The sequence below is a fragment of the Microbacterium trichothecenolyticum genome, assembly GCF_000956465.1.
GTDB lineage: Bacteria > Actinomycetota > Actinomycetes > Actinomycetales > Microbacteriaceae > Microbacterium > Microbacterium trichothecenolyticum.
In genome coordinates, this window is the sequence record NZ_JYJA01000039.1 from 230,120 (window position 1) to 255,347 (window position 25,228).

At 68.8% G+C, this 25,228-nt stretch carries 33 protein-coding genes; all 33 read left to right on the forward strand.

From position 1 onward, the window contains the following. Positions 1-5 precede the first annotated feature (5 nt). The 33 genes from RS82_RS16665 to map all read left to right on the forward strand — a co-directional run bounded on the left by RS82_RS16665 (position 6) and on the right by map (position 25,228). Complete coding sequence (locus tag RS82_RS16665) at positions 6-971, forward strand: AAA family ATPase (protein ID WP_045301465.1); 966 nt, start codon at positions 6-8, stop codon at positions 969-971. Further along, on the forward strand, positions 968-2,377 hold the full coding sequence (locus tag RS82_RS16670) for a DUF58 domain-containing protein (RefSeq protein WP_045301467.1): 1,410 nt from the start codon (positions 968-970) through the stop codon (positions 2,375-2,377). Before RS82_RS16665 ends, RS82_RS16670 begins: the two co-directional genes overlap by 4 nt. Beyond that, complete coding sequence (locus tag RS82_RS16675; protein ID WP_245619638.1) at positions 2,374-4,935, forward strand: transglutaminaseTgpA domain-containing protein; 2,562 nt, start codon at positions 2,374-2,376, stop codon at positions 4,933-4,935. Before RS82_RS16670 ends, RS82_RS16675 begins: the two co-directional genes overlap by 4 nt. Further along, positions 4,932-6,569, forward strand: coding sequence for a DUF5684 domain-containing protein (locus RS82_RS21395; RefSeq protein WP_045301469.1), 1,638 nt, complete (start codon positions 4,932-4,934; stop codon positions 6,567-6,569). The genes RS82_RS16675 and RS82_RS21395 overlap by 4 nt, the downstream gene beginning before the upstream one ends. Further along, positions 6,566-7,147: a hypothetical protein gene (locus RS82_RS16685; RefSeq protein WP_045301471.1), complete on the forward strand. Its 582-nt coding sequence runs from the start codon at positions 6,566-6,568 to the stop codon at positions 7,145-7,147. Before RS82_RS21395 ends, RS82_RS16685 begins: the two co-directional genes overlap by 4 nt. 349 nt (positions 7,148-7,496) lie before the next feature. Continuing rightward, positions 7,497-7,865 carry a 30S ribosomal protein S12 gene (rpsL, locus tag RS82_RS16690; protein ID WP_018171438.1) on the forward strand — a complete coding sequence of 123 codons (369 nt, stop codon included), beginning with the start codon at positions 7,497-7,499 and terminating at the stop codon, positions 7,863-7,865. A 5-nt stretch (positions 7,866-7,870) separates the two neighbouring features. Further along, positions 7,871-8,341, forward strand: a complete 471-nt coding sequence (rpsG, locus tag RS82_RS16695) for a 30S ribosomal protein S7 (protein ID WP_042538706.1) — start codon at positions 7,871-7,873, stop codon at positions 8,339-8,341. Between the two features lie 94 nt (positions 8,342-8,435). After that, positions 8,436-10,550: an elongation factor G gene (gene fusA / locus RS82_RS16700; RefSeq protein WP_045301474.1), complete on the forward strand. Its 2,115-nt coding sequence runs from the start codon at positions 8,436-8,438 to the stop codon at positions 10,548-10,550. 158 nt (positions 10,551-10,708) lie between these two features. Continuing rightward, a complete protein-coding gene (gene tuf, locus RS82_RS16705) occupies positions 10,709-11,902 on the forward strand; it encodes an elongation factor Tu (protein ID WP_045301476.1) in 1,194 nt (397 codons plus the stop codon). A gap of 175 nt (positions 11,903-12,077) precedes the next feature. Beyond that, entirely contained in the window at positions 12,078-12,296 is a 219-nt protein-coding gene (locus tag RS82_RS16710; RefSeq protein WP_045301478.1) for an Rv0909 family putative TA system antitoxin, read from the forward strand. A 444-nt stretch (positions 12,297-12,740) separates the two neighbouring features. Beyond that, on the forward strand, positions 12,741-13,049 hold the full coding sequence (gene rpsJ / locus RS82_RS16715) for a 30S ribosomal protein S10 (protein ID WP_018171443.1): 309 nt from the start codon (positions 12,741-12,743) through the stop codon (positions 13,047-13,049). 8 nt (positions 13,050-13,057) lie between these two features. After that, entirely contained in the window at positions 13,058-13,717 is a 660-nt protein-coding gene (gene rplC / locus RS82_RS16720) for a 50S ribosomal protein L3 (RefSeq protein ID WP_045301481.1), read from the forward strand. A 4-nt stretch (positions 13,718-13,721) separates the two neighbouring features. After that, the gene (rplD, locus tag RS82_RS16725; RefSeq protein WP_045301483.1) at positions 13,722-14,384 is read left to right on the forward strand and encodes a 50S ribosomal protein L4; all 663 of its coding nucleotides are present in this window, start codon (positions 13,722-13,724) and stop codon (positions 14,382-14,384) included. Next, positions 14,381-14,680: a 50S ribosomal protein L23 gene (gene rplW, locus RS82_RS16730; protein ID WP_045301485.1), complete on the forward strand. Its 300-nt coding sequence runs from the start codon at positions 14,381-14,383 to the stop codon at positions 14,678-14,680. Before rplD ends, rplW begins: the two co-directional genes overlap by 4 nt. A gap of 24 nt (positions 14,681-14,704) precedes the next feature. Next, entirely contained in the window at positions 14,705-15,544 is an 840-nt protein-coding gene (rplB, locus tag RS82_RS16735) for a 50S ribosomal protein L2 (RefSeq protein ID WP_045301487.1), read from the forward strand. Between the two features lie 12 nt (positions 15,545-15,556). Then, positions 15,557-15,838: a 30S ribosomal protein S19 gene (gene rpsS / locus RS82_RS16740; protein WP_045275479.1), complete on the forward strand. Its 282-nt coding sequence runs from the start codon at positions 15,557-15,559 to the stop codon at positions 15,836-15,838. 22 nt (positions 15,839-15,860) lie between these two features. After that, on the forward strand, positions 15,861-16,259 hold the full coding sequence (gene rplV / locus RS82_RS16745) for a 50S ribosomal protein L22 (RefSeq protein ID WP_045301488.1): 399 nt from the start codon (positions 15,861-15,863) through the stop codon (positions 16,257-16,259). Further along, positions 16,259-17,041 carry a 30S ribosomal protein S3 gene (gene rpsC, locus RS82_RS16750; RefSeq protein WP_045301490.1) on the forward strand — a complete coding sequence of 261 codons (783 nt, stop codon included), beginning with the start codon at positions 16,259-16,261 and terminating at the stop codon, positions 17,039-17,041. The genes rplV and rpsC overlap by 1 nt, the downstream gene beginning before the upstream one ends. Continuing rightward, on the forward strand, positions 17,041-17,460 hold the full coding sequence (rplP, locus tag RS82_RS16755) for a 50S ribosomal protein L16 (RefSeq protein WP_018171451.1): 420 nt from the start codon (positions 17,041-17,043) through the stop codon (positions 17,458-17,460). The genes rpsC and rplP overlap by 1 nt, the downstream gene beginning before the upstream one ends. Next, positions 17,460-17,774: a 50S ribosomal protein L29 gene (gene rpmC / locus RS82_RS16760; RefSeq protein ID WP_045301493.1), complete on the forward strand. Its 315-nt coding sequence runs from the start codon at positions 17,460-17,462 to the stop codon at positions 17,772-17,774. The genes rplP and rpmC overlap by 1 nt, the downstream gene beginning before the upstream one ends. After that, positions 17,774-18,106: a 30S ribosomal protein S17 gene (gene rpsQ / locus RS82_RS21970; RefSeq protein ID WP_052676892.1), complete on the forward strand. Its 333-nt coding sequence runs from the start codon at positions 17,774-17,776 to the stop codon at positions 18,104-18,106. The genes rpmC and rpsQ overlap by 1 nt, the downstream gene beginning before the upstream one ends. Next, a complete protein-coding gene (gene rplN, locus RS82_RS16770; RefSeq protein WP_045301495.1) occupies positions 18,103-18,471 on the forward strand; it encodes a 50S ribosomal protein L14 in 369 nt (122 codons plus the stop codon). The genes rpsQ and rplN overlap by 4 nt, the downstream gene beginning before the upstream one ends. A 4-nt stretch (positions 18,472-18,475) precedes the next feature. Beyond that, positions 18,476-18,835 (forward strand): 50S ribosomal protein L24, encoded by a 360-nt coding sequence (rplX, locus tag RS82_RS16775; protein ID WP_045301497.1) that lies wholly within the window; start codon positions 18,476-18,478, stop codon positions 18,833-18,835. 2 nt (positions 18,836-18,837) lie between these two features. Beyond that, complete coding sequence (gene rplE / locus RS82_RS16780; RefSeq protein WP_045301499.1) at positions 18,838-19,428, forward strand: 50S ribosomal protein L5; 591 nt, start codon at positions 18,838-18,840, stop codon at positions 19,426-19,428. A gap of 155 nt (positions 19,429-19,583) precedes the next feature. Further along, positions 19,584-19,982: a 30S ribosomal protein S8 gene (gene rpsH, locus RS82_RS16785; protein ID WP_045301501.1), complete on the forward strand. Its 399-nt coding sequence runs from the start codon at positions 19,584-19,586 to the stop codon at positions 19,980-19,982. 6 nt (positions 19,983-19,988) lie between these two features. Further along, entirely contained in the window at positions 19,989-20,525 is a 537-nt protein-coding gene (rplF, locus tag RS82_RS16790; protein ID WP_045301503.1) for a 50S ribosomal protein L6, read from the forward strand. Positions 20,526-20,527: 2 nt separating this feature from the next. Then, a complete protein-coding gene (gene rplR, locus RS82_RS16795; RefSeq protein ID WP_045301506.1) occupies positions 20,528-20,887 on the forward strand; it encodes a 50S ribosomal protein L18 in 360 nt (119 codons plus the stop codon). A 20-nt stretch (positions 20,888-20,907) separates the two neighbouring features. Continuing rightward, positions 20,908-21,573: a 30S ribosomal protein S5 gene (gene rpsE / locus RS82_RS16800; RefSeq protein ID WP_045301693.1), complete on the forward strand. Its 666-nt coding sequence runs from the start codon at positions 20,908-20,910 to the stop codon at positions 21,571-21,573. Beyond that, positions 21,573-21,758: a 50S ribosomal protein L30 gene (gene rpmD / locus RS82_RS16805; RefSeq protein WP_018171461.1), complete on the forward strand. Its 186-nt coding sequence runs from the start codon at positions 21,573-21,575 to the stop codon at positions 21,756-21,758. Before rpsE ends, rpmD begins: the two co-directional genes overlap by 1 nt. Beyond that, positions 21,758-22,369 carry a 50S ribosomal protein L15 gene (gene rplO, locus RS82_RS16810; RefSeq protein WP_052676893.1) on the forward strand — a complete coding sequence of 204 codons (612 nt, stop codon included), beginning with the start codon at positions 21,758-21,760 and terminating at the stop codon, positions 22,367-22,369. Before rpmD ends, rplO begins: the two co-directional genes overlap by 1 nt. Before the next feature lie 99 nt (positions 22,370-22,468). After that, on the forward strand, positions 22,469-23,791 hold the full coding sequence (gene secY / locus RS82_RS16815; RefSeq protein WP_045301508.1) for a preprotein translocase subunit SecY: 1,323 nt from the start codon (positions 22,469-22,471) through the stop codon (positions 23,789-23,791). Further along, complete coding sequence (locus RS82_RS16820; protein WP_045301510.1) at positions 23,788-24,381, forward strand: adenylate kinase; 594 nt, start codon at positions 23,788-23,790, stop codon at positions 24,379-24,381. The genes secY and RS82_RS16820 overlap by 4 nt, the downstream gene beginning before the upstream one ends. 4 nt (positions 24,382-24,385) lie before the next feature. Beyond that, positions 24,386-25,228, forward strand: a complete 843-nt coding sequence (gene map / locus RS82_RS16825; protein ID WP_084695720.1) for a type I methionyl aminopeptidase — start codon at positions 24,386-24,388, stop codon at positions 25,226-25,228.

The following is a 25,228-nucleotide window of genomic DNA, read 5'->3' on the forward strand; positions in this document are numbered from 1 at the left end:
ACCACATGACGATCACGCAGGAGCAGGCCGACTGGTTCGCGCAGACGTTCGGGCAGATCGCCGACAACGTCGAGCGCGCCGTCCTCGGCAAGCGCCATGTCGTCGAGCTCGTGCTCACTGCGATGCTCAGCGACGGCCACGTGCTCCTCGAGGACGTGCCGGGAACGGGCAAGACCTCGCTGGCGCGGGCCATGGCGCAGTCGGTGCAGGGCAGCAACACGCGCATCCAGTTCACGCCCGACCTGCTGCCGAGCGACATCACGGGGCTCAGCGTCTACGACCAGAAGGAAGGCGTGTTCGAGTTCCACGCCGGCCCGATCTTCGCGAACATCGTGCTCGCCGACGAGATCAACCGCGCCAGCCCGAAGACGCAGTCGGCTCTCCTGGAGGTCATGGAGGAAGGAAGGGTCACCATCGACGGCGTCTCGCGCGAAGCGGGCGTGCCGTTCCTCGTGCTGGCGACGCAGAATCCGGTCGAGCAGGCCGGCACGTACCGCCTCCCGGAGGCGCAGCTCGACCGCTTCATGATGCGCACGTCGCTCGGCTACCCCGATCACGCGGCGACCGTCCGCATCCTGGACGGCGCCGCTGTCGCGACCGCCGAGCTGACGCCGATCATCACGCCTCAGGCGCTCGTCGGCATGGCCGATCTCGCCGCCGCCGTCTACGTCGACGCGCTCGTGCTCGACTACATCGCCCGCCTCGTCGACAGCACGCGCACGGCCGACGAGGTGCGCCTGGGTGTCAGCATCCGTGGCGCCCTCGCCCTCACGCGCGCCGCCCGGACGCGCGCCGCGTCGCAGGGCCGCACCTACGCGACCCCTGACGACGTCAAGACGCTCGCGGTGCCCGTGCTGTCGCACCGGCTGATCCTGCACCCCGAAGCCGAGTTCGACGGCGTCACGCCCGAGACCGTGGTCGGCCAGGTGCTGCTCGACGTGGCACCGCCCTCGAGGCGCGAAGCGGTATGAGCAGCCCCGAGCGCCGCGGCGGCGTCACCGCAACGGTGGAGCCGCGCATCACGCGCACCGTCCAGTCCACCGGCACGGCCGGCCGTACGCACGTGACCGCCACGGCCACGAGCGTCGGTGCGTCGCGCCGCGGACGCGCCTTCGTGCGCGCCGCCGTGTGGTGGACAGGTGCGTGGCGGGCGGCGGGCTCGGGTATCACGACGGCCGCCGAATGGGCGGCGCAGACGATCCGGCCGGCAGGAGCCCTCGTGGCCGTCGCCGCGACCGTGGGGCTCGTGCTCGGGATCGTCTTCGGCTGGGTGGAGTTCATGGTCGCGGGCGCGGCATCCGTCGTCCTCATCGTCGCCGCTGTGCCGTTCCTGTTCGGCGCCCGCGCGTACGACGTCGACCTGTCGCTGACGCACGAGCGGATCGTGTCGGGCGAGGGCGTCACCGGGCGCATCGACGTGCGCAACGACGGGCACCGCACGGCGCTGCCGGGCCGCATCGACATCCCGGTCGGGGCCGGCCTCGTCGAGTTCGGCGTGCCGCTGCTGCGACCGGGCCACGCCGTCGCGCAGCCGCTCGAGATCCCCGGCCTCCCGCGCGGCATCGTGAGGGTCGGTCCGGCGACGACGGTGCGCAGCGACCCGGTCGGGATGCTGCGCCGCGAGCACTCCTTCCAGGATGTGCACGACCTCTACGTCCACCCGCGCACGGTCTCGCTCCCGTCCACGAGCGCGGGGCTCATCCGCGATCTCGAGGGCGCGCCGACGCGCCGCCTGGTCGACGCCGACATGTCGTTCCACGCCATCCGCGAGTACGCTCCCGGCGATTCGCGCCGCCAGATCCACTGGCGGTCGACGGCCAAGACCGGGCGGCTGATGGTGCGCCAGTACGAGGAATCGCGGCGCTCGCGCATGGCGGTGGTCCTCGCGGTCGCCGAGCCCGAGTACGCGGACGCCGACGAGTTCGAGCTGGCCGTGTCGTGCGCGGCGTCGTTGGGCCTGCGCGCCGTCCACGACGCACGCGACGTGCAGATCGTGACCGGATCCGAGATCCCGCGGGTGGTGCGAGGGCGCCTGCGCGCGATCCGGCACATCCCCGCTGCGGCGCCGCGTCCCATGCTGGACGGCTTCAGCGGCGTCGATCTGCTCGAGAGCACGATGCCGGTCGGCGAGGTGTGCCGCCTGGCCGCGGAATCCGGCGAGCGGCTGTCGATCGCCTTCGTCGTGGTCGGCTCGCGCGTGCCGCTCACGAGACTGCAGCAGGCGGCGCTCGCATTCCCGTCGGACACCGCGGTCGTCGGCCTCATCTGCGACGAGCGCGCGCACCCGCGCATGCAGCCGCTGTCGGGCATGACGGTGCTCACCGTCGGCACCCTCGAAGACCTCTCGGGCCTGCTGCTGCGGGGGGCGACCTCGTGAGCGGGCCGATCCCGGTGATGGAGCGGATGGATGCCGCACCCCGCGGCGCTGCCGACACCATCGCCATGCGTACGCCCCGGTTGGGCGCTCGCGTGTGGGTCGGAGCGGCGTTCGCCGCGGTGATCGCCGTCGTCGCGGCCGCCGCCGCGTGGCCGGTCTACCGCTCGGGCACCTTCGCGCTCCTCGTGGTGGTCGGCACTCTGGCCGGTGGCGGGATCGCCGCCGCCGCGTGGTGGCGCCGCTGGAGCGGATGGACCGCGGCCGGCGCGCTGGCGCTCGCGCTGCTGATCCTCGGGGTGCCGCTCGCTGTGCCCTCGCGCCTCGGCACGCCCGAAGACGTCGTGCGCGGGCTGGGGGAGCTGGCGAGCGGACTGGTGCTCGCCTGGAAGGACCTCGTCACCGTCGAGCTCCCGGTGGGCTCGTACCGCAACCTGCTCGTGCCCGCGCTGGTCGTGTTCCTCGTCGGCACATGTACGGTGCTGCTGCTCGCCTGGCGGGAGGATCGCGCGGCCTACGCCGCGGTTCCGGTGGCGCTCGGCATGGTGACGTTCGGGCTGTTCTTCGGCCGCACGACCGTGAGCTCCCCGCTCGAGATCGGTCCGGTGTTCCTGTACGCGCCCGTCGAGACCGCGGTCGGGGTAACCGCCCTCGTCGCGTGCCTGCTGTGGCTGGCCTGGCGCACCCATGACGAGCGGGTCCGCGCGCTGCAGCGGGCCGCGGCATCCAGCGGCGTCCGCATCTCGCGCCGCCCCTCCGCGGCCGATCGTCGTCGCACGGCGCTCGGTGCGGGCATGGTCGCGGTGGCGCTCGTGCTCGCGGTGGCGGTCGTTCCGTTCGTCGCGCGCGGCGCGGAGCGCGAGGTGCTGCGCTCGGCCGTCGGTCCCGACATCGACCTCTCGGCAGAGGTGAGTCCGCTCTCGCAGTACCGCGCGCTGTTCGCCGACGCCCGCGCCGACGACGTGCTGTTCACGGTCGAGCCGGTGGTGACCGACGGCGTCGTCGGTGCGCTCCCCGAACGCGTGCGCCTGGCGACCCTCGACGCCTACGATGGCGAGATCTTCCGATCGGGCGGCGAGGGCGCCGTCGACGCCGGCCGGTTCGTCCGGGTGCCGTCGGCCCTCGACGCCGGCGAGGGCACAGAGGTCGCGGCCCGGATCGAGATCGACGCGTGGGACGGCATCTGGATGCCGACCGCCGGCCGACTCGAGGCGGTGGCATTCGACGGCGACCGCTCCGCTTCGCTGGCGGACCGGTTCTACTACAACTCCTCGGCCTCGGCCGGGGTTCAGACCGCCGGGGGAGGATTCGAGTCCGGCGACGCATTCGTCGTGCGCGGCGTCGAGCCCCCGGCTCCGGAACTCGCCGAGCTCGACGCGCCGGGAAGCCCGGGCGGCGTCGCCGCGCCCGACAGCCTCCGGACGTGGATGGACGAGCACGCGGTGGGGTCGGCCGGCTCGGCCCTCGCCGCCCTGGTCGCACTGCTGCGCGAGCGCGGCTACCTCAGCCACGGCCTCGACGAGGGTGAACAGGTGCCGGCCTGGGCGGCGGCGCTGCCCGACTACGCGTTCCAGCCCAGCGCCTCGGGCCACTCGCTCGCCCGCGTCGACACGATGTTCGCGCGCCTGCTCGAACGGGAGACGGACCCCAGGGCCGTGGCGTCCGGCAACTACGTCGCTGCGATCGGCGATGACGAGCAGTTCGCCGTCGCGGTGGCCCTCATGGCCCGCGAGCTCGGATTCCCGTCGAGGGTCGTGCTGGGAGCGCGGCTCTCGGCCGCCGACCCCGGCCTCGCGACGTGCGACGAGGGCGCCTGCCACGCGCAGGACCTCACCGCGTGGGCCGAGGTGCAGTCGGCCGCGGGCGACTGGGTCGCGGTCGACGTGACGCCGCAGCATGCGCAGTCCCCGAGCCTCGACACGACCGAGCAGCGCGACCCCGAGAACGTCACCGAGGTGCGCCCCGACTCCGTCGAGGAGGTCGTGCCGCCGGACCCCACGCAGGAGGACTCGGCGGCGGACCGCCCGGCCGACGAGGACACCGGCGCCGACCTGGCGTGGCTCTGGCCGATGCTGCGGATGGGCGGCATCGCGCTCCTCGTGCTCGTGCTCGCGCTCGGCCCCTTCCTCATCGTGATCGGCACCAAGGCCGCTCGCCGCCGGTCGCGCCGTCGCACCGGCACACCGGCGGCCCGCATCGCGGGCGGCTGGGACGAGTACGTCGACGCGGCTCTGGACAGCGGCCGCGCGGCATCCCGGGCCGCCACGCGCAGCGAGCTCGCCGCCGCCTTCGCGACGCCCGCGGGCGCCGCGCTCGCGCGGGACGCCGACCGCGCCGTGTTCTCGCACACGGAGCAGCCCGCCGACGCCGCGCGCCGCTACTGGGAGGCCGTCGATGCGGAGCGACGCGCCCTGCGCCGTGAACACGGGTTCTGGCGCGGAGCGCTCGCGACCGTATCGTTGAGATCGTTGTTCCGTCCGATGGCGCCCGAACCGGGCGGCCGCACGCGATTCGCCGAGAGGGGGAGACGACGGGCCGAGCCCGTGCGTCCCACGCCATGAACGCCACAGATGCCACTGCAGCCGTCGTCGGCACCCTGATCAGCCTGCTGCTGTTCGCGGGTCTCTACGTCTGGACCGCGCTCGCACTGTCTGCCGTGTTCCGCAAGTCGGGCGTCGAGGCCTGGAAGGCGTGGGTGCCGGTCCTCAACACCATCGTGCTCCTGCAGCTCGCGGGCCTCTCACCGTGGCTCGTCGTGCTCGCGTTCATCCCGTTCGTGGGCATCGCGTTCCTGGCGGTCTGGGCGATCGCGCTGTTCCGCGTCAACGTCGCCTTCGGCTTCGGCGCCGGCATGACAGTCCTCGGCTTCCTGCTGTTCCCGGTCTGGGCGTCGATCGTCGGCTGGGGGAGTGCGCGCTGGGTCGGCCGGGAGACGGATGCTGCCACCCGTGCCCCCTTCGGCGCCGGCGTGCGGCGCACTTCGGGCGAGACCGCGACGCTTCCCCCGCTGCCGCCGTTCCCGACTGCCGGTGCACGGACCGAGGAGGCTGCGTATCCGCCGGCGCCGACGGCCGTCCCGCCTGCGCCGACGAGTGCCGGCGCAGGCTTCGCGCCGCCGCCCGCCTACGCTCCGCCCGCACCTGCGGCTCCTGCTCCTGCTCCTGCTCCGGCGGCAGCATCGCCTGCGCCTGCGCCTGCGCCTGCGCCCGCGCCTGCGCCCGCGCAGGCGGCCGCCGCATCCGCCCCGGCCGCCGCCGCGCCGGTGGCGCCTCAGGAGTCCGCCGCCGCGGCTGACGTCGCGCCGCCCGCCGCGGGCTGGACGCCCCCGGCGCTCCCGGGGCGCCCCGTCTCCGCGGCGCCCGCCGAGGCGGGCGGCAACGGCTCCGGCGACGCGGACCCGTGGCAGGGCTTCGCGCTCGACGGGATCGACCTGAGCGCCGAGGTCACCGGGGCTGTGCCCGGTGCTCCGGCGCCGATCTCCGCCGTGCCCGCCACGCCGCTCGCATCCCTCCCGTCTGCCGCCGCGCCGCTCGCGCCTGCCGGGGCCGCCCGCACCGCCGCGGAGCCGTTCACGGCGCCCGACGCCGCGACGACCGGGGAGGAGGGCATCACCCGGCCGCCGGTCACGCGCGTGCCCGCGGCTCCCTCGACGGGCGACCAGCGTGAGCCGTGGGCTCCCGCACGCTCTCCGATGAGCGACGCCGACGCCTTCCCCGAGACCTCCGGTCCGGTGTCGGCGATCTACGGCGCGCCCGACGCCGGCTCCCCGCGATCGGCGCGGTCGTCGGTGTCGGCGTTCCACGGCAAGCCCGAGATCCCGGACGAGCAGGACATCCTCGAAGAGACGATCATCGCCCGCCGCAAGCGGACCGACTGGGCGCTCGTGCCGCCGGCCGGCGAGCCCGTCGCGCTCTCGTCGGAGGTCGTCATCCTCGGCCGCCGGCCCGCCGCCGACCCGGATCACCCGAGCGCGCAGCTCGTCTCGATCCAGGACGGCACGGTGTCGAAGACGCACGCGCGCCTTCAGCTGCGCGACGACAAGTGGTACGTGACGGACCTCCACTCCACCAACGGCGTGCTGTTCGCGACGGTGATGGGCACCGAGGTCGAGGCCCCTCCAGGTGAGGAGGTCGAGGCCGGCGACCGGTTCCTGCTGGGCGACGCCGAGGTCCGGCTGCGCCGGAGCGACGGGTGATCGATCCCGACGACGAGCGCACCGCGTTCTCCCGACGCAAGGCCGCGGCGCCCGCGCCGGACGACCACGACGCGGTGGACGAGCGGACCCACCCGTCGCAGCGCTTCTCGGTCGGAGCCGACGCGGTCGACGACACCGTCGTCTCGGCGAGATCTGCTGTCGCCTCCGACTCCGAGGTTCCCACGCAGGCCGCGACCGAGTCGGCGCCGGCCGGCCCGCGACGGACCGGCCAACCGCCGACACCCGAACCCGCGGATGCCTCCGTGGGCGTACGGCGCGCTGCATCCGGGTCGCGGCTGGACCCGGAGCCCGCCGGCGAGACAGCGGCGGTGCGCGGCCGGGTCGCCGCTGCGCCCGCACCGGCGGCGGACGCCTACCGCGCCCGCGCCGTCCCTCCGGCGACCGCGGTGCGTGCCGAGCCGGCTCGCCGCACCCCGCAGGAGCACGTCGACACGGCTGCCGTCGAGGCGATCCGCGGGCGTCGCCGACGGCGGCGGATGATCGCGGTCGCGGCTGCGGCATCCGTCCTCGTCATCGTCGTCGCGCTCGCGCTCGTCGTCCTGCTGACGACCGGCTGACGCGGACGCCCGAGGGCGATCTGGGCCGTATCGCGGCGTGTCGTCGTCCGGTTGGGGCTGCGACGTGCTTCCGCGTTTGCCCGACCCCCGAAACCCACGTATCATGGATCGGGTGTGCGCTCACGCGCGCCGTCGACCGTGCCTCGGTGCGGGAACCGGTGCGAGCGCCGCATCTCAGGGAACGGCCTGCGAACAGGCCACCCCCACGGCATACCCACCAACAAAGGCGCGACAGTCATTCTGGCGCGTCGATGGGTCAGCGTGAGCCCGCAGCGTCACGAATCGCAAGATCCGGATGCCGCGGGGGAGACCACGACGCTGTCACCGTGCAGCACAACAAGGAGAGAACGTGCCAACCATTCAGCAGTTGGTTCGCAAGGGTCGCTCGCCCAAGGTCTCGAAGACCAAGGCGCCGGCGCTCAAGGCGAACCCGCAGCAGGCGGGTGTCTGCACCCGCGTGTACACGACCACCCCGAAGAAGCCGAACTCGGCGATGCGCAAGGTCGCCCGTGTCAAGCTCCGCAACGGCACCGAGGTCACCGCGTACATCCCCGGCGAGGGCCACAACCTGCAGGAGCACTCGCTCGTGCTGGTCCGCGGCGGTCGTGTGAAGGACCTCCCCGGTGTCCGCTACAAGATCGTCCGCGGTGCGCTCGACACCCAGGCAGTCAAGAACCGTAAGCAGGCTCGCAGCCGCTACGGCGCGAAGAAGGGCTGAGAAAGATGCCTCGTAAGGGACCCGCCCCGAAGCGCCCCGTCGTCAACGACCCGGTCTACGGCGCACCGATCGTCAGCCAGCTCGTTAACAAGATCCTCGTCGACGGCAAGAAGTCGCTCGCCGAGTCGATCGTGTACAACGCCCTCAAGGGCGTCGAGGCGAAGAACGGCCAGGACGCCGTCGCCACGCTCAAGAAGGCGCTCGACAACGTGCGCCCGACCCTCGAGGTCAAGTCGCGCCGCGTCGGCGGCTCGACCTACCAGGTGCCGGTCGAGGTCAAGCCTCACCGCGCCAACACGCTCGCCCTCCGCTGGCTCGTGAGCTACGCGAAGGGTCGTCGCGAGAAGACGATGACCGAGCGCCTCCAGAACGAGATCCTGGACGCCTCGAACGGCCTCGGTGCCGCGGTCAAGCGCCGCGAAGACACCCACAAGATGGCCGAGTCGAACCGCGCCTTCGCGCACTACCGCTGGTAAGCCGCTTCGACGGGCTCAGCGACCGGCGGCCCGGTCGCTGAGCCCGTCGAAGGGCCACCCGCCCAGAACCACCTTCAACAGCTAAGGACACCCCGTGGCACAAGAAGTGCTCACCGACCTCAACAAGGTCCGCAACATCGGCATCATGGCGCACATCGATGCCGGCAAGACGACGACGACCGAGCGCATCCTGTTCTACACGGGCGTCAACCACAAGATCGGCGAGACGCACGACGGCGCTGCCACCACCGACTGGATGGAGCAGGAGCAGGAGCGCGGCATCACGATCACGTCGGCCGCCGTCACGTGCTTCTGGAACAAGAACCAGATCAACATCATCGACACCCCCGGCCACGTCGACTTCACGGTCGAGGTCGAGCGGTCGCTCCGCGTCCTCGACGGCGCTGTCGCCGTCTTCGACGGCAAGGAGGGCGTCGAGCCCCAGTCCGAGACCGTGTGGCGTCAGGCCGACAAGTACGACGTGCCCCGCATCTGCTTCGTCAACAAGATGGACAAGCTGGGCGCCGACTTCTACTTCACGGTCGACACCATCGTCAACCGTCTGAAGGCCAAGCCGCTCGTGCTCCAGCTGCCCATCGGCTCTGAGAGCGACTTCGTGGGCGTCATCGACCTCGTCGAGATGCGCGCACTGGTGTGGCCCGGCGACGCCAAGGGCGACGTGACCATGGGCGCCAAGTACGAGATCCAGGAGATCCCGGCCGACCTCGCCGACAAGGCCGCGGAGTACCGCGAGATCCTCCTCGAGACGGTCGCCGAGTCCGACGAGGAGCTTCTCGAGAAGCACTTCGGCGGCGAGGAGCTCACGGTCGCCGAGATCAAGGCCGCGATCCGCAAGCTCACCATCGCCTCGGAGCTCTACCCCGTGCTCTGCGGCTCGGCGTTCAAGAACCGCGGCGTGCAGCCGATGCTCGACGCCGTCGTGGACTACCTCCCGTCCCCCCTCGACGTCCCCGCCATCGAGGCGAAGGACCCGAAGGACGAAGAGGTCATCATCGAGCGTCACGCCGACCGCGACGAGCCGTTCGCGGCGCTCGCGTTCAAGATCGTCACGCACCCCTTCTTCGGTCGCCTGACCTACATCCGCGTCTACTCGGGTCACCTCGACTCGGGCGCCCAGGTCGTCAACGCGACCAAGGGCAAGAAGGAGCGCATCGGGAAGATCTTCCAGATGCACGCCAACAAGGAGATGCCGGTCGACTCGGTCACCGCCGGTCACATCTACGCGGTCATCGGCCTCAAGGACACCACCACCGGTGACACCCTTGCCGACAGCGCCAACCAGGTCGTCCTCGAGTCGATGACGTTCCCGGAGCCGGTCATCGAGGTCGCCATCGAGCCCAAGACCAAGGCCGACCAGGAGAAGCTGGGTCTCGCGATCCAGAAGCTCGCCGAAGAGGACCCGACGTTCCGCGTCGAGCAGAACGCCGAGACCGGCCAGACGGTCATCAAGGGCATGGGCGAGCTGCACCTCGACATCCTCGTTGACCGCATGAAGCGCGAGTTCAAGGTCGAGGCCAACGTCGGAAAGCCCCAGGTGGCGTACCGCGAGACGATCAAGAAGACCGTCGAGCGTCACGACTACACGCACAAGAAGCAGACCGGTGGTTCGGGTCAGTTCGCGAAGATCCAGTTCGCGCTCGAGCCGCTCGAGGTCACGGCCGACAAGACGTACGAGTTCGAGAACAAGGTCACCGGTGGCCGCATCCCGCGCGAGTACATCGAGCCGACCAACCAGGGCTTCCAGGACGCCATGAACGTCGGCGTGCTCGCCGGCTACCCCATGGTGGGCGTGAAGGCCATCCTCATGGACGGCGCGTCGCACGACGTCGACTCGTCCGAGATGGCGTTCAAGATCGCCGGCTCCATGGGCTTCAAGGAGGCCGTCCGCAAGGCGAACCCCGTCATCCTCGAGCCGCTCATGGCGGTCGAGGTGCGTACTCCCGAGGAGTACATGGGCGACGTCATCGGCGACCTGAACTCGCGTCGTGGCCAGATCCAGTCGATGGAGGACGCCCAGGGCGTCAAGGTCGTCCGCGCGCTGGTCCCGCTGTCCGAGATGTTCGGCTACATCGGCGACCTGCGCTCGAAGACCTCGGGCCGCGCCGTGTACTCGATGGAGTTCGACAGCTACGCCGAGGTTCCTCGCAACGTGGCCGACGAGATCGTCCAGAAGGTCAAGGGCGAGTAACCCTTTTCCGTCGGGATGCCTCGGTGACGCGGCATCCCGACGGCACAACTTCACACAGAATCACCAGAACCGTCTCTACTAAGGTGGAGATATCCCCGTAGACGACCGGCGCACACCAGCGCCCGGAACCTCTACACGAACGTCCTGAGGAGGACCCAGTGGCTAAGGCCAAGTTCGAGCGCACCAAGCCGCACGTGAACATCGGAACGATCGGTCACGTCGACCACGGCAAGACCACGCTCACCGCCGCCATCTCGAAGGTGCTCGCCGACACGTACCCGTCGGCCACCAACGTGCAGCGCGACTTCGCGTCGATCGACTCGGCTCCCGAGGAGCGTCAGCGCGGTATCACGATCAACATCTCGCACGTCGAGTACGAGACCCCGAAGCGTCACTACGCGCACGTCGACGCCCCGGGTCACGCCGACTACATCAAGAACATGATCACCGGTGCCGCTCAGATGGACGGCGCGATCCTCGTGGTCGCCGCCACCGACGGCCCGATGGCTCAGACGCGCGAGCACGTGCTGCTCGCCAAGCAGGTCGGCGTCCCCTACCTGCTCGTCGCGCTGAACAAGTCGGACATGGTCGACGACGAGGAGATCCTGGAGCTCGTCGAGCTCGAGGTCCGCGAGCTCCTCTCGTCGCAGGACTTCGACGGTGACAACGCTCCCGTCGTCCGCGTCTCGGGCCTCAAGGCTCTCGAGGGCGACGCCGAGTGGACCGCGAAGATCCTCGAGCTCATGGAGGCGGTCGACGCGTCGATCCCCGACCCGGTGCGTGACAAGGACAAGCCGTTCCTCATGCCCATCGAGGACGTCTTCACCATCACCGGCCGTGGCACGGTCGTCACGGGTCGCGCCGAGCGTGGCACGCTGGCGATCAACTCCGAGGTCGAGATCGTGGGTCTGCGTCCGACGCAGAAGACGATCGTCACCGGTATCGAGATGTTCCACAAGCAGCTCGACGAGGCCTGGGCCGGCGAGAACTGTGGTCTGCTCCTGCGCGGCACCAAGCGTGACGACGTCGAGCGCGGCCAGGTCGTCGTGAAGCCCGGTTCGGTCACCCCGCACACCAACTTCGAGGGCACGGCGTACATCCTGTCCAAGGAGGAGGGCGGCCGTCACAACCCGTTCTTCACGAACTACCGTCCGCAGTTCTACTTCCGCACCACCGACGTCACCGGCGTCATCACGCTGCCCGAGGGCACCGAGATGGTCATGCCCGGCGACACCACCGACATGACGGTCGAGCTGATCCAGCCGATCGCCATGGAGGAGGGCCTCGGCTACGCCATCCGTGAGGGTGGCCGCACCGTCGGCGCCGGCACGGTCACGAAGATCATCAAGTAAGTTCTTCGCACTGCGCAGTGAGAAGCCCCCGGGAGTGATCCCGGGGGCTTCTCCGCGTTCGCGGGCGTCTGAGGGTGCGTTCGGGCGCCGGCAGATCCGCAGGGGTACCGTCGCAGCATCCGTCCCGACAATATGGGTCGTGACGCCTCGCCGGGGGGCGATCGAAGGAGTGAGCATGGGCGGTTTCGACGACCTCGTCAACCAGGGCAAGGACCTGTACGACCAGAACAAGGACAAGATCGGCGAGTTCCTGAAGTCCGAACAGGCCGAGGACATCAGCGACAAGGTGCTCGACGGCGCCTCAGGTCTCGCCAAGAAGGTCGTGCCGGAGGAGCACCACGACACGGTGGACGACATCCGCGGGAATGTCGACGGAGCAGTCGGCAACCAGTAACGGGATCATCGAGAAGCGGCCCGGGGAGACCCGGGCCGCTTTCGCGTTCGCCTCCTGAGAAACGCCCGAGCATACCCGCGTCGCGACACGCCCGAGTTTGCGACACGCCCGGGCTGCACGTAGACTAGTGAGGTTCCACATTCCGACGCCCCTCTTGGCGTGCGTCGGATCACTGCCAGGGCAGTGCATAGGCAGCGCAACGCGCAGGGTCCTAGGCCGCGGGCAGCAGAACCACCACATCACGATTCCACCTCGGGCGGAGCTCTGCTTCGCGCGCGGGGGAGGACTGGTGCCGGGACGCGGCGCTTCGGTGCGGCACCCGGATTGACAGCAGAACAGCGGTGCAGCACGCACTGCGTAAGCGGTGCAGAAGTGCCATGGCGCTTTGCGCCACGTGCGTCCAATGCCACAGGGGTATGACGCGAGAAAGAGAGTGAGCAGACAATGGCGGGACAGAAGATCCGCATTCGCCTGAAGTCGTACGACCACGAGGTCATCGACTCGTCGGCGCGCAAGATCGTCGACACCGTGACCCGTGCGGGCGCGACGGTCGTGGGCCCCGTGCCCCTTCCGACGGAGAAGAACGTGATCGCAGTGATCCGTTCTCCCCACAAGTACAAGGACAGCCGCGAGCACTTCGAGATGCGCACCCACAAGCGTCTGATCGACATCATCGATCCGACGCCCAAGGCTGTCGACTCGCTCATGCGTCTCGACCTCCCGGCCGATGTCAACATCGAGATCAAGCTCTGAGGTTCGACATGGCTGACATCAACAACAAGGTTTCCAAGGGCCTGCTGGGCACGAAGCTCGGCATGACCCAGGTCTGGGATGAGAACGGCAAGCTCGTTCCCGTCACCGTCATCGAGATCGCCCCGAACGTGGTCACCCAGGTTCGCACCCCCGAGAAGGACGGCTACAAGGCCGTGCAGATCGGGTACGGGCAGATCGACCCCCGCAAGGTGAACCAGCCCCTCACGGCCCACTTCGAGGCCGCGGGTGTCACCCCGCGCCGTCACCTCACCGAGATCCGCACCGCGGACGCCGCTGACTACTCACTCGGTCAGGAGCTCACGGTGGACGGCACGTTCGAGGCCGGCCAGCTGGTCGACGTCGTCGGCACCAGCAAGGGCAAGGGCACCGCGGGTGTCATGAAGCGTCACAACTTCAAGGGCGTCTCCGCTTCGCACGGTGCGCACCGCAACCACCGCAAGCCCGGCTCGATCGGCGCCTCGTCGACCCCGAGCCGCGTCTTCAAGGGCATGCGCATGGCCGGCCGTATGGGTGGCGAGCGTGTGACCGTCCTCAACCTCAAGGTGCACGCCATCGACGCCGAGAAGGGTCTGCTGCTCGTCAAGGGCGCCGTCCCCGGTGCTCGCGGCCGCATCGTCTACGTCCGCAACGCAGTGAAGGGTGCCTGATCTCATGGCTGACTCGACTCTCGCGCTCGACGTCGTGAAGGCAGACGGCAAGAAGGCTGGTTCCGTCCAGCTGCCCGCCGATCTCTTCGACGTCAAGACGAACATCCCGCTCATCCACCAGGTCGTCGTCGCGCAGCTCGCGGCGGCTCGCCAGGGCACCCACTCGACCAAGCGTCGCGGTGAGGTCTCGGGCGCCGGCCGCAAGCCCTTCAAGCAGAAGGGCACGGGTAACGCCCGCCAGGGCTCGATCCGCGCGCCGCACATGACCGGTGGTGGCATCGTCCACGGTCCGAAGCCGCGTGACTACGCGCAGCGCACCCCCAAGAAGATGATCGCGGCCGCCCTGCTCGGCGCGCTCAGCGACCGCGCTCGCGGTGAGCGCCTCCACGTCGTGGAGTCGTTCGGCATCGAGGGTGCTCCGTCGACCAAGGCCGCTGCTGCGGTCCTGACCGGTCTCGGCGCCACCAAGAACGTGCTCGTTGTCGTGGACCGCTCGGACGACATCAGCGTCCTCAGCGTCCGCAACATCGCGTTCGCCCACGTGCTGCCGGCTGACCAGCTCAACGCCTACGACGTGCTCGTCTCGGACGACATCGTCTTCACCAAGGCCGCTTACGACGCGTTCGTCGCGTCGAAGAGCGCCGTCACCGAGGAGGCCTCGGCATGACCGCCGTCAACAAGGACCCGCGCGACATCATCCTGAAGCCGGTCGTTTCGGAGAAGAGCTACGGGCTCATCGACGAGGGCAAGTACACCTTCCTCGTCGACCCCCGCGCCTCGAAGACCGAGATCAAGCTCGCCATCGAGAAGATCTTCGGCGTCAAGGTCGCAGCGGTCAACACGCTCAACCGCACGGGCAAGGCCCGTCGCACCCGCTTCGGCACGGGCAAGCGCAAGGACACCAAGCGCGCCATCGTGACCCTGAAGTCGGGCACCATCGACATCTTCACGGCAGTCGGCTGACGGTCGGGATAGAGGACTAGAGATATGGCTATTCGCAAGTACAAGCCCACGACCCCGGGTCGCCGCGGCTCGTCGGTGGCCGACTTCGCCGAGATCACCCGATCGACGCCCGAGAAGTCGCTCCTCCGCCCGCTCAGCAAGACCGGTGGCCGCAACAACCAGGGCCGCATCACCACGCGTCACATCGGTGGTGGCCACAAGCGTCAGTACCGCGTCATCGACTTCCGTCGTAACGACAAGGACGGCATCAACGCCAAGGTCGCTCACATCGAGTACGACCCCAACCGCACCGCGCGCATCGCGCTCCTGCACTACTTCGACGGCGAGAAGCGCTACATCATCGCGCCGAACAAGCTGTCGCAGGGCGACATCGTCGAGTCGGGTCCCTCGGCCGACATCAAGCCGGGCAACAACCTGCCGCTGAAGAACATCCCCACCGGTACCGTGATCCACGCGATCGAGCTCCGCCCCGGCGGCGGCGCGAAGCTGGCCCGCTCGGCCGGTGCGTCGGTTCGCCTCGTGGCGAAGGACGGCCCCTACGCCCAGCTGCGTCTGCCCTCGGGCGAGATCCGCAACGTCGACGCGCGCTGCCGCGCGACCGTCGGCGAGGTGGGCAACGCCGAGCAGTCGAACATCAACTGGGGCAAGGCCGGCCGCAACCGCTGGAAGGGCATCCGCCCGACCGTCCGCGGTGTCGCCATGAACCCGGTCGACCACCCGCACGGTGGTGGTGAGGGTAAGACCTCCGGTGGTCGTCACCCGGTTTCGCCGTGGGGTCAGGCCGAGGGCCGCACCCGTCACGCGAACAAGGAAAGCGACAAGTACATCGTCCGTCGTCGCAACGCCGGCAAGAAGCGGAAGTAGGAGTAGAGGAAGATGCCTCGCAGCCTTAAGAAGGGCCCCTTCGTCGACGAGCACCTGCTTCGCAAGGTCGTCGTCCAGAACGAAGCCGGCACCAAGAACGTCATCAAGACCTGGTCGCGCCGTTCGATGATCATCCCGGCCATGCTGGGTCACACCATCGCCGTGCACGACGGACGCAAGCACATCCCCGTGTTCGTGTCCGAGACCATGGTCGGCCACAAGCTGGGCGAGTTCGCGCCCACCCGCACCTTCCGCGGCCACGTGAAGGACGACAAGAAGGGCCGCCGCCGCTGACGCGGGGGCAGAGGAGAGAGAAATGGTGGAGTCCATCGCACGCGTGCGACACATCCGCGTGACCCCTCAGAAGGCTCGTCGTGTCGTTGCGCTCATCAAGGGCAAGCAGGCTGAGGAGGCCCTGGCCATCCTCAAGTTCGCACCGCAGGGTGCGAGCGAGCCGATCTACAAGCTCGTCGCCGCCGCGATCGCGAACGCTCGCGTCAAGGCGGACAAGGACGGCGAGTACCTGGACGAGCAGGACCTGTACGTGAAGAACGCGTACGTCGACGAGGGCACGACGCTCAAGCGTTTCCAGCCCCGCGCGCAGGGTCGTGCCTTCCAGATCAAGAAGCGCACCAGCCACATCACCGTCGTGCTCTCGACCCCCGAGGTCGCGGAGACGGCGCCGGCTGCCAAGAGCAAGAAGGCGAGCAAGTAATGGGACAGAAGGTCCACCCCTACGGCTTCCGCCTCGGCATCACGACCGACCACGTGTCGCGTTGGTTCTCGGACTCGACGAAGCCCGGCCAGCGTTACGCCGACTACGTCGCCGAGGACATCCGCATCCGCAAGCTCCTGCAGACCCAGCTCGACCGGGCCGGCGTGAGCAACATCGAGATCGAGCGCACCCGTGACCGCGTTCGCGTCGACATCCACACGGCCCGTCCGGGCATCGTGATCGGTCGCCGCGGCGCCGAGGCCGAGCGCATCCGCGCCGACCTCGAGAAGCTCACCGGCAAGCAGATCCAGCTGAACATCCTCGAGGTCAAGAACCCCGAGGCCGATGCGCAGCTCGTCGCGCAGGGCATCGCCGAGCAGCTCACCGCTCGCGTGGCGTTCCGCCGCGCGATGCGCAAGGGTCTGCAGGGTGCTCAGCGCGCCGGCGCCAAGGGCGTCCGCATCCAGGTCTCCGGCCGCCTCGGCGGCGCCGAGATGAGCCGCTCGGAGTTCTACCGCGAGGGTCGTGTGCCGCTGCACACGCTGCGCGCGAACATCGACTACGGCTTCTACGAGGCGAAGACCACCTTCGGCCGCATCGGCGTGAAGGTCTGGATCTACAAGGGCGACCTCACCAACAAGGAGCTCGCTCGCGAGCAGGCCAACGCGCCGAAGTCGGACCGTCGTCGTGACGACCGTCGTGGCGGCCCGCGTGGCGACCGCGGCGAGCGTGGCGGCGACCGCCGCAACGAGGCCCCCGTGGCAGAAGGAGCGTCGGCGTAATGCTCATCCCCCGCAAGGTCAAGTACCGCAAGCAGCACCACCCCGGCCGTTCGGGCCAGGCCACCGGTGGCACGAAGGTGTCGTTCGGTGAGTTCGGCATCCAGGCCCTCACGCCCGCTTACGTGACGAACCGTCAGATCGAGTCCGCTCGTATCGCGATGACCCGTCACATCAAGCGTGGCGGCAAGGTGTGGATCAACATCTACCCCGACCGTCCGCTCACGAAGAAGCCGGCCGAGACCCGCATGGGTTCCGGTAAGGGTTCGCCCGAGTGGTGGGTCGCAAACGTCAAGCCGGGTCGCGTCCTCTTCGAGGTCGCCGGCGTCAACGAGGAACTCGCTCGTGAGGCCCTGACCCGTGCCATCCACAAGCTGCCTCTCAAGGCACGCATCATCAAGCGCGAGGAGGGCGACGCGTAATGGCGATCGGCACCAAGACGCTCGCCCCGAGCGAGCTCGACACGTTCGAAGACCAGCGCCTCGTCGAGGAGCTGCGCAAGGCCAAGGAAGAGCTGTTCAACCTGCGCTTCCAGTCGGCGACCGGCCAGCTCGAGAGCCACGGCCGCATCCGTGCGGTCAAGCGCGACATCGCGCGGCTCTACACCGTGATCCGTGAGCGCGAGCTCGGCATCCGTGCCACGCCCGCGCCGCTGGAGACCGCGACGAAGGCGAAGAAGACGAAGGCCAAGAAGGCGGATGCCGCTGACGAGGCCGCGAAGGAAGAGGCCGAGTGATGGCTGACACGAAGAAGGCCGCTGACGCGGTCGAGACCAAGGGCCACGAGTCGAGCGAGCACGATGTGCGCGACGTCGACGCCCGCGGTTACCGCAAGGCCCGCCGTGGCTACGTCGTCAGCGACAAGATGGACAAGACCATCGTCGTCGAGGTCGAGGACCGCGTGAAGCACCCGCTCTACGGCAAGGTCATCCGCCGCACCTCCAAGGTGAAGGCGCACGACGAGACCAACTCCGCCGGCATCGGCGACCTCGTCCTCATCAACGAGACCCGCCCGCTGAGCGCCACCAAGCGCTGGCGTCTGGTCGAGATCCTGGAGAAGGCCAAGTGATTCAGAACGAGTCCCGCCTCAAGGTCGCCGACAACACGGGCGCCAAGGAGCTGCTCACCATCCGCGTTCTCGGTGGCTCGAACCGCCGTTACGCGGGTCTCGGTGACATCATCGTGGCCACCGTCAAGGACGCGATCCCGGGCGGCAACGTCAAGAAGGGCGACGTGGTCAAGGCCGTCGTCGTCCGCACCGTCAAGCAGACCCGTCGCGCCGACGGTTCGTACATCAAGTTCGACGAGAACGCCGCCGTCATCCTGAAGAACGACGGGGAGCCCCGCGGCACCCGCATCTTCGGACCGGTCGGTCGTGAGCTTCGCGACAAGAAGTTCATGAAGATCGTCTCGCTCGCACCGGAGGTGATCTGACCCCATGGCCAAGATCAAGAAGGGTGACCTGGTTCAGGTCATCACGGGCAAGAAGCAGGACAAGGGCGGCGACCGCGGCAAGCAGGGCAAGGTCCTCGAGGTCCTGTCCGAGCAGAACCGCGTCATCGTCGAGGGCGTGAACTACGTCACGAAGCACAACCGTGTCGGTCAGTCGCAGCGCGGCACCAAGACGGGCGGCATCGAGACGATGGAAGCCCCCATCCACATCTCCAACGTCCAGGTCGTCGACCCCTCGACCAAGAAGCCGACCCGCGTCGGCCACCGTGTCGAGGAGCAGACCAAGGACGGCGTGAAGCGCACCGTCCGCGTGCGTTACGCGAAGAAGTCAGGCAAGGACCTCTGAACATGAGCACCACCACTGCCGTGGAGGCTGGCAAGATCCAGCCCCGCCTGAAGCAGAAGTACAACGCCGAGATCAAGAAGGCGCTGCAGGACGAGTTCGGCTACGAGAACGTCATGCAGATCCCGGGCCTGGTCAAGGTCGTCGTGAACACCGGTGTCGGCGAGGCCGCTCGCGACAGCAAGGTGATCGATGGTGCGGTCGACGACCTCACCAAGATCACCGGTCAGAAGCCGGTCGTGACCAAGGCCCGCAAGTCCATCGCGCAGTTCAAGCTGCGTGAGGGCCAGGCCATCGGCGCGCACGTCACCCTCCGTGGCGACCGCGCGTGGGAGTTCATCGACCGTCTCGTCAACCTGGCGCTGCCCCGCATCCGCGACTTCCGCGGCCTCTCGGGCGCCCAGTTCGACGGTCACGGCAACTACACCTTCGGTCTCCAGGAGCAGTCCGTGTTCCACGAGATCAACCAGGACAAGATCGACCGCGTCCGCGGCTTCGACATCACCATCGTGACGACGGCGAAGACGGACGCCGAGGGCCGCGCACTCCTGCGCGCCCTGGGCTTCCCGTTCAAGTCGGACGACGCGCAGGCGTAATTCCTGAATCGGATGCCTCGACCCGGGCGCATGCGCGCGGGTCGAGGCATCCCCAGAACCAGCAATTGAAAACTGGCACAACTGAACATGGCAATCATGGAAGGTCGTCTGCCGTGTAACGGCAGCCGATACCTCGTGAACAAAGGAATCAAGAAATGACAATGACAGACCCGGTCGCAGACATGCTGACCCGTCTGCGCAACGCGAACTCGGCGCACCACGACTCCGTGTCGCTGCCGAGCTCCAAGCTCAAGACCCACATCGCCGAGATCCTCAAGCAGGAGGGCTACATCTCCGCGTGGGAGGTCAGCGACGCCCGCGTCGGCTCGACCCTCACCCTGACGCTCAAGTACGGCCCGAACCGCGAGCGGTCGATCGCCGGCATCAAGCGCGTCTCGAAGCCCGGCCTCCGCGTGTACGCGAAGTCCACCGAGATCCCCCGCGTCCTCGGCGGCCTCGGCGTCGCGATCCTGTCCACCTCCTCCGGTCTCCTCACGGACCGTCAGGCAGAGCAGAAGGGCGTGGGTGGGGAAGTCCTCGCCTACGTGTGGTGATCTGACATGTCGAGAATCGGTCGTCTTCCGATCGACATCCCCGCCGGCGTGACCGTTTCGGTCGATGGCCAGGATGTCGCCGTCAAGGGCCCGAAGGGCGAGCTCCTGCTCACCGTGGCCCGTCCCATCGAAGTCAAGGTCGAGGACAGCCAGGTCGTCGTGACCCGTCCCGACGACGAGCGCGCCTCGCGTTCGCTGCACGGCCTGACCCGCACGCTCATCAACAACAACATCATCGGTGTCACCCAGGGCTACACCAAGGGTCTCGAGGTCGTCGGCACGGGTTACCGCGTCGCGCAGAAGGGCACGGCGGTCGAGTTCGCTCTCGGCTTCTCGCACCCCGTCCTCGTCGAGGCGCCCGAGGGCATCACCCTGACCGTCGAGGGCAACAACAAGCTCACGGTCGCGGGCATCGACAAGCAGGCCGTCGGCGAGGCCGCGGCCAACATCCGCAAGATCCGCAAGCCCGAGCCGTACAAGGGCAAGGGTGTGCGCTACGCCGGCGAGGTCGTTCGGCGCAAGGCCGGAAAGGCTGGTAAGTAACCATGGCTGTGAAGTCGAAGTCCGACGCGCGCGCGCGTCGTCACGCCCGCCTTCGCAAGAAGGTCGTCGGCACCACCGAGCGTCCCCGCCTGGTCGTCACGCGTTCGTCGCGTCACGTGTTCGTGCAGCTCGTCGACGACAGCAAGGGCCACACCGTGGCCTCTGCCTCGACCCTCGAGACCGACCTGCGTGCGTCCGACGCTGACAAGACCGCCAAGGCCCGCAAGGTCGGCGAGCTTCTCGCCGAGCGTGCGAAGGCCGCCGGCGTCTCGGACGTCGTGTTCGACCGTGGCGGCAACCGCTACGCCGGCCGTGTCGCGGCGATCGCCGACGGCGCCCGTGAGGGAGGTCTGAACCTGTGAGTGACAACAAGGAGAACATCGTGACCGAGCAGGCTGCTGCCGAGGCCCAGGCCCCGGCTGCTGATGCGCCCGCCGAGCGCGAGCGCGAGCCGCGCCGCGGTGGTCGCGAGCGCAACCAGACCCGCGGTGACCGCGGTGGTCGCGACCGCAACGAGAGCCAGTTCCTCGAGCGCGTCGTCACCATCAACCGCGTGTCGAAGGTCGTCAAGGGTGGTCGTCGCTTCAGCTTCACCGCGCTCGTCGTCGTCGGCGACGGCAACGGTGTGGTGGGCGTCGGCTACGGCAAGGCCCGCGAGGTGCCCCTGGCGATCTCGAAGGGTGTCGAAGAGGCCAAGCGCAACTTCTTCCGCGTGCCGCGCGTCGGCTCGACCATCCCGCACCCGGTGCAGGGTGAGGCCGCGGCCGGTGTGGTGCTGCTGCGCCCCGCCGCCGCCGGTACCGGTGTCATCGCCGGTGGCCCGGTGCGTGCCGTCCTCGAGTGCGCCGGTATCCACGACGTGCTGTCGAAGTCGCTCGGCTCGTCGAACACGATCAACATCGTCCACGCGACGGTGGAGGCCCTGAAGCAGCTCGAGGAGCCCCGTGCGGTCGCCGCGCGTCGCGGTCTCGACTTCGACCAGGTCGCCCCCGCCCGTCTCGTCCGTGCCGAGGCTGAGGCCGCGGCCGCTGCGAAGGCAGGTGTCTGATGGCTGCGCGCCTGAAGGTTACGCAGGTCAAGTCCAAGGTAAGCGAGAAGCAGAACCAGCGTGACACGCTGCGTTCGCTCGGTCTGAAGCGGATCGGCGACTCGGTCGTCCGCCCCGACGACGCGCAGACGCGCGGCTACGTCCGGACCGTCGCGCACCTCGTGAAGGTTGAGGAGATCGACTGATGGCTGAGAAGAACGACGCCGTCGAGGCCGAGAAGGCCCCGAAGAAGGCTGCTGCTCCCAAGGCTGCCGCCGAGAAGAAGGCCCCCGCGAAGGCTGCCGCCGCCAAGGCCGACAAGGCTGAGAAGGCGCCCGCCAAGAAGGCCGCCGCCAAGAAGGACGTCCCGGCCTCGCGCCCGGGCGTGCTGAAGGTGCACCACCTGCGTCCGGTCCCGGGCTCGAACACCGCCAAGACCCGCGTGGGTCGCGGTGAGGGCTCCAAGGGCAAGACGGCGGGTCGCGGTACCAAGGGTACGAAGGCCCGCTACCAGGTCAAGGTCGGCTTCGAGGGTGGGCAGATGCCGCTGCACATGCGCACCCCGAAGCTCCGCGGCTTCAAGAACCCGTTCCGCGTCGAGTACCAGGTCGTGAACCTGGACAAGCTCGCGGAGCTGTACCCGGCTGGTGGCGACGTCACCATCGGCGACCTGGTCGCCAAGGGTGCAGTGCGCAAGAACGAGAAGGTCAAGGTGCTGGGCACCGGCGACATCTCGGTGAAGCTCAACGTGTCGGTCGACAAGGTCTCGGCTTCCGCCGAGCAGAAGATCGTCGCCGCGGGCGGCGCCGTCAAGTAATACGCACACAGTGGGGGTCGGAGCTTGCTCCGGCCCCCACTGGGTTACCCTGGACGTCGGTACGTCTGCCGTGCCGATGCCCCCTCTGGAGGAATCCTCTTGTTCAGCGCCATCGCGCGGATCTTCCGCACCCCCGACCTTCGGCGGAAGATCGCATTCACCCTGGCGATCATCGCCCTGTACCGCTTCGGCGCGCACGTTCCTGCGCCCTTCGTCGACTTCCCGAACGTGCAGTCGTGTCTGCGGCAGTCCGCCGGCACCGAGGGCCTCCTCTCGCTGGTGAACCTCTTCTCCGGCGGCGCCCTCCTGCAGCTGTCGATCTTCGCCCTCGGCGTCATGCCGTACATCACGGCGACGATCATCGTGCAGCTGCTGCGCGTCGTCATCCCGCACTTCGAAACCCTCTACAAGGAGGGCCAGGCGGGCCAGGCCAAGCTCACGCAGTACACGCGCTACCTCACGATCGCGCTCGCGCTCCTGCAGTCGACGACGCTCGTCACCGTCGCGCGCAGCGGCCAGCTCTTCGGGACCACCGGTGTTCCCGAGTGCGAGAACCTCCTCACGAACGACGTGTGGTGGGCTCAGCTGCTCATGATCATCACGATGACCGCCGGCACCGGCCTCATCATGTGGTTCGCCGAACTCGTCACCGAGCGCGGCATCGGCAACGGCATGTCGCTGCTGATCTTCACCTCGATCGCCGCCGCGTTCCCCGCCTCGATGTGGGCGATCTGGCAGTCCAAGGGCTTCGAGGTCTTCCTGCTCGTCCTGGCCGTCGGCATCGTCGTCGTCGCGCTCGTCGTCTTCGTCGAGCAGTCCCAGCGCCGCATCCCCGTGCAGTACGCCAAGCGCATGGTCGGCCGGCGCACCTACGGCGGCACGAACACGTACATCCCGATCAAGGTCAACATGGCCGGCGTCGTGCCCGTGATCTTCGCCTCGTCGCTCCTGTACATCCCGGCGCTCATCGCGCAGTTCAACCAGCCGCAGGCGGGCGAAGAGGTTCCGGCCTGGGTCGCATGGATCCAGCTGTACCTCGTGCGCGGCGACCACCCGCTGTACATGGCGCTGTACTTCCTCCTCATCGTCGGCTTCACGTACTTCTACGTCGCGATCACGTTCAACCCGGTCGAGGTCGCCGACAACATGAAGAAGTACGGCGGCTTCATCCCCGGCATCCGTGCCGGTCGCCCCACGGCGGAGTACCTGGACTACGTGCTCACGCGCATCACGCTCCCGGGCTCGATCTACCTCGGTCTGATCGCGCTCCTGCCGCTCATCGCCCTCGCGACGGTCGGCGCCAACCAGAACTTCCCGTTCGGCGGCGCCTCGATCCTCATCATCGTCGGTGTGGGTCTCGAGACGGTGAAGCAGATCGACGCACAGCTGCAGCAGCGCCACTACGAAGGGCTCCTCCGATGACGCGACTTCTTATCGTCGGCCCGCAGGGGTCGGGCAAGGGCACGCAGGGCATCCGCATCGCCGAGGCCTTCGGCGTCCCGGCCATCTCGACGGGCGACGTGTTCCGCGCCGCCGTCGCGGACGGCTCGGACCTCGGCAGCCAGGTCAAGGCCATCATCGAAGCGGGAGACCTGGTCCCCGACGAGCTGACCAGCGCCGTGGTGCGCGAGCGCCTGTCGCAAGCGGACGCCGAGGGCGGGTTCCTGCTCGACGGCTACCCTCGCAACGTCGCACAGGTCATGCACCTCGACGAATTCCTCGAAGGACGCGACGAGGAGCTCGACGCCGTGATCCTGCTCGACGTCCCGCGCGACGAGAGCATCTCGCGCATCGCGCTGCGCGCACAGGAGCAGGGCCGCACAGACGACACCGAAGAGGTGATCGCGAACCGCCTGTCGATCTACGAGCGTGAGACCGCTCCGATCCTCGGCGTGTACGAGGCGCGCGACCTCGTGGTGCACATCGATGGCATGGGCACTCTCGACGAGATCACCGAGCGGATCGTGTCCGCCCTCGAGGCGCGCGGGCTCGTCCGCGTCCCCGTCGCCTGATCCCGTGTCGCTTCGCCGTTCGATCTACAAGTCGCCCGCCCAGCTGCGGGCGATGGTGGAGCCCGGGCTCATCACGGCCGCGGCGCTCGACGCGGCCCGCAGCCTGATCGCTCCGGGCGTGACGACGGCGGAGCTGGATGCCGCGGCATCCGCTCTCATCACCGGCCGAGGCGCGAAGTCCAACTTCCAGATGGTGCGCGGGTACCGCCACACCATCTGCGCCTCAGTCAACGAAGAGGTCGTTCACGGCATCCCCGGCGACCGGGTGCTCGCGCCCGGCGACATCCTCTCGATCGACGCCGGAGCGGAGTACAAGGGCTGGAACGGGGACTCCGCGTTCACGTTCGTCCTCCCGGACGACAGTCGACCCGAGGTGGTCGCTGCGCGGCAGCGCCTCTCGGACGTGACCGAGGGGTCGCTGTGGGCGGGAATCGCCGCGCTCGCGACCGCGAAGCACATCGGCGAGGTCGGCACTGCGATCCAGGAGCACATCGAGGCGAACTCACCGGACTCCGGCACGTACGGCATCCTGCGCGAGTACGTCGGGCACGGCATCGGCCGCAAGATGCACGAGTCGCCCTCGGTGTTCAACTACCGCGTCGCCGATCCGGGCCCCGAGGTGCGGCCTGGACTGGTGCTCGCCATCGAGCCCATGGTCGTGATCGGCGACCAGGCCACGTTCGTCGAGGACGACGGATGGACGGTCTCCACGATCGACGGCACCGCCGGCTCCCACTGGGAGCACAGCGTCGCCGTTCACGAAGACGGAATCTGGGTGCTCACCGCACCCGACGGCGGCGCCGCGGGCCTTGCGCCCTTCGGCGTGACCCCGCGCGAGATCGCCTAG

What these genes read in the sequence shown, in the direction of transcription:
- rpsS (WP_045275479.1), top strand. Translation starts at nt 15,557, where the DNA reads ATGCCTCGCAGCCTTAAGAAGGGCCCCTTCGTCGACGAGCACCTGCTT.
- rplD (WP_045301483.1), top strand. Translation starts at nt 13,722, where the DNA reads ATGGCTGACTCGACTCTCGCGCTCGACGTCGTGAAGGCAGACGGCAAG.
- rplF (WP_045301503.1), top strand. Translation starts at nt 19,989, where the DNA reads ATGTCGAGAATCGGTCGTCTTCCGATCGACATCCCCGCCGGCGTGACC.
- rplC (WP_045301481.1), top strand. Translation starts at nt 13,058, where the DNA reads ATGGCTGACATCAACAACAAGGTTTCCAAGGGCCTGCTGGGCACGAAG.
- RS82_RS16710 (WP_045301478.1), top strand. Translation starts at nt 12,078, where the DNA reads ATGGGCGGTTTCGACGACCTCGTCAACCAGGGCAAGGACCTGTACGAC.
- rplV (WP_045301488.1), top strand. Translation starts at nt 15,861, where the DNA reads ATGGTGGAGTCCATCGCACGCGTGCGACACATCCGCGTGACCCCTCAG.
- rpsC (WP_045301490.1), top strand. Translation starts at nt 16,259, where the DNA reads ATGGGACAGAAGGTCCACCCCTACGGCTTCCGCCTCGGCATCACGACC.
- rpsG (WP_042538706.1), top strand. Translation starts at nt 7,871, where the DNA reads ATGCCTCGTAAGGGACCCGCCCCGAAGCGCCCCGTCGTCAACGACCCG.
- rplE (WP_045301499.1), top strand. Translation starts at nt 18,838, where the DNA reads ATGAGCACCACCACTGCCGTGGAGGCTGGCAAGATCCAGCCCCGCCTG.
- rpsH (WP_045301501.1), top strand. Translation starts at nt 19,584, where the DNA reads ATGACAATGACAGACCCGGTCGCAGACATGCTGACCCGTCTGCGCAAC.
- rpmD (WP_018171461.1), top strand. Translation starts at nt 21,573, where the DNA reads ATGGCTGCGCGCCTGAAGGTTACGCAGGTCAAGTCCAAGGTAAGCGAG.
- RS82_RS16820 (WP_045301510.1), top strand. Translation starts at nt 23,788, where the DNA reads ATGACGCGACTTCTTATCGTCGGCCCGCAGGGGTCGGGCAAGGGCACG.
- rplR (WP_045301506.1), top strand. Translation starts at nt 20,528, where the DNA reads ATGGCTGTGAAGTCGAAGTCCGACGCGCGCGCGCGTCGTCACGCCCGC.
- rpsQ (WP_052676892.1), top strand. Translation starts at nt 17,774, where the DNA reads ATGGCTGACACGAAGAAGGCCGCTGACGCGGTCGAGACCAAGGGCCAC.
- rpmC (WP_045301493.1), top strand. Translation starts at nt 17,460, where the DNA reads ATGGCGATCGGCACCAAGACGCTCGCCCCGAGCGAGCTCGACACGTTC.
- RS82_RS16670 (WP_045301467.1), top strand. Translation starts at nt 968, where the DNA reads ATGAGCAGCCCCGAGCGCCGCGGCGGCGTCACCGCAACGGTGGAGCCG.
- rplP (WP_018171451.1), top strand. Translation starts at nt 17,041, where the DNA reads ATGCTCATCCCCCGCAAGGTCAAGTACCGCAAGCAGCACCACCCCGGC.
- rplB (WP_045301487.1), top strand. Translation starts at nt 14,705, where the DNA reads ATGGCTATTCGCAAGTACAAGCCCACGACCCCGGGTCGCCGCGGCTCG.
- rplW (WP_045301485.1), top strand. Translation starts at nt 14,381, where the DNA reads ATGACCGCCGTCAACAAGGACCCGCGCGACATCATCCTGAAGCCGGTC.
- RS82_RS21395 (WP_045301469.1), top strand. Translation starts at nt 4,932, where the DNA reads ATGAACGCCACAGATGCCACTGCAGCCGTCGTCGGCACCCTGATCAGC.
- rpsJ (WP_018171443.1), top strand. Translation starts at nt 12,741, where the DNA reads ATGGCGGGACAGAAGATCCGCATTCGCCTGAAGTCGTACGACCACGAG.
- rplO (WP_052676893.1), top strand. Translation starts at nt 21,758, where the DNA reads ATGGCTGAGAAGAACGACGCCGTCGAGGCCGAGAAGGCCCCGAAGAAG.
- RS82_RS16665 (WP_045301465.1), top strand. Translation starts at nt 6, where the DNA reads ATGACGATCACGCAGGAGCAGGCCGACTGGTTCGCGCAGACGTTCGGG.
- rplX (WP_045301497.1), top strand. Translation starts at nt 18,476, where the DNA reads ATGGCCAAGATCAAGAAGGGTGACCTGGTTCAGGTCATCACGGGCAAG.